General features: G+C 55.3%; 3 protein-coding genes. 1 reads left to right on the top strand and 2 read right to left on the bottom strand.

Translation table 11 applies throughout. The features are described from left to right. A partial coding sequence (locus I73_RS27070) for an integrase core domain-containing protein (protein WP_040500088.1) occupies positions 1-358 on the top strand: 358 nt, incomplete at its 5' end. Positions 359-367: 9 nt separating this feature from the next. On the opposite strand, the gene I73_RS09280 is transcribed toward I73_RS27070, so the two are convergent. Both I73_RS09280 and I73_RS32535 read right to left on the bottom strand, forming a co-directional pair. Next, positions 368-733 carry a hypothetical protein gene (locus tag I73_RS09280; protein WP_148289753.1) on the bottom strand — a complete coding sequence of 122 codons (366 nt, stop codon included), beginning with the start codon at positions 731-733 and terminating at the stop codon, positions 368-370. 61 nt (positions 734-794) lie between these two features. After that, on the bottom strand, positions 795-1708 hold a 914-nt coding region (locus I73_RS32535), incomplete at its 5' end, for a hypothetical protein (RefSeq protein ID WP_234409458.1).

Raw genomic sequence — 1708 nt, 5'->3', positions numbered from 1 at the left:
GCTGGTGGCGTGGTACGGCGCGCCGCTGTCGATCCGCATGGACAACGGGCCGGAGATGACCAGCCACGACTTCGTCGCATGGGCCCAGCGCAAAGGCATTGCCCTGAACTACATCGAGCCCGGCGAGCCCAACCAGAACGCCTACGTCGAGCGATTCAACCGGACCTTCCGCACCGAGGTGCTCGATGCCTACCTGTTCAATTCCATCGAGCAGGTCCAGGCCATCGCCGACGACTGGTTGACCCAATACAACGAGTACCGACCGCATGACGCGCTCGGTGGCGTGCCGCCCAAGCAGTTCATGCCCAGACTGATCACCACAACTGCCGCAGACTCTAGGAATCAACTGTCTGCTTGACAGGGGAGCTTACGCGCTGCCGCTGTCGTAAGTCGTGCCGTTCGACGCCACTTGGATGTCGCCGTTGTCGAAGTCAGCCGCCCCCACCTTGATCGTTGAGATTGGGTGCCCCTTGCTGTCGTAGGTGATGGCGGTGCAAGTGCCGTTTTGCACGCCCGCCGATCCCCCGAGCGGGACGAGCTTGCCGGCCTGGAGACCGAACGACAGGTTGGCCGAAAAGCCGGTGCAGATCACGGCCAGCGTGGCGCCGCCCGGCAAGCTGAAGACGGATGTTTGCGTGGTGCCCTGGATCGCCGTGCTAATCGGTTTTTGCACCGGAGGAGCTCCGGCGCCGCCGGCGATGTGGCGGAACATTTCTCTTTCAATGACTCGCATGTGAATCCTCTGCTGTTTTGGCTTGATTGCTGATCATGGGGATTGCCCCCCGCTTTCTACGTCAGCGGACTTTTTCGACCATAAATCCGTTTTCATGTAGATCTTGAAGAAGCCCCTGGCATGACGCGACAGGGCCAGTACTTGGAAATAGATGTGCAGCGCCGAGCGCAAGAAAGTGAACCTTTCCGTCGAGCATATCTTTAAAACGTTGCTCCCATAGGTGGGTCCTGAAGCAAGTGAACGCCGATTCGTAGAGATCCAGATGTAAAAAATGGTCCTCAAGAGCGCTTCGCATTTCTTTATCGACCTCTTTCACGGCTGAATCAATTGATTCCCCATCATTGCTCATGTCGTATAGTTTCATATATTCAGCAATTATCCCGGCGCGTTTTTCGCCGGCTGAGCAAAATGCCCTCGCCAGATCATTCGGCTCATCCATCGATTTGATTTGAATGGATGGCTTAAGTTGCACTAGACGCTCGACTACCGGTCGAAAGGGATACCCAGGATATTTGGCGTTCGTGGAACTTTGAGACTTCAAATAGATGTATTGGGCTCTGAGTGTCTGCACGATGCTGTACTCGCTAAGGCCCTGGGTAAAAATCTTCGCATTGCTGCGGATCAGAGCTTCGTCATTGGCCGGCGCTGGCAAGAATTTCGCAAGGCGTCTGAAGTACTCGACTGAGTTCCTTCCGACAGTTTCACGGGCTTTGTTGAGGATTGCTATCCCTGCCGGACTCGAGAGGCTCTTTTCGCATTCTGGTTGAGTATTGGTCGGCAGTTTGCCTCCATCCTCGAAGTGCAGGACATCCGAGCCCAAATACGCGGGAACCACGACGGCGTCGAAGTACCCGTCATATTCAATTTGACTTCCGACATGACTAATGGCCAATATATAAAACACAGTGTCTTTTTTGTCGCCTGGAAGCGAAGCGCGCCACATTCTGGGAATGCCCTCGCTACCGGCTTGGGATT

The sequence above is a fragment of the Ideonella sp. B508-1 genome (genome assembly GCF_000333615.1).
GTDB lineage: Bacteria > Pseudomonadota > Gammaproteobacteria > Burkholderiales > Burkholderiaceae_C > Ideonella.
Note: the sequence above shows the minus strand (reverse complement) of the source record. Positions and strands in the feature narration are given on the sequence as shown.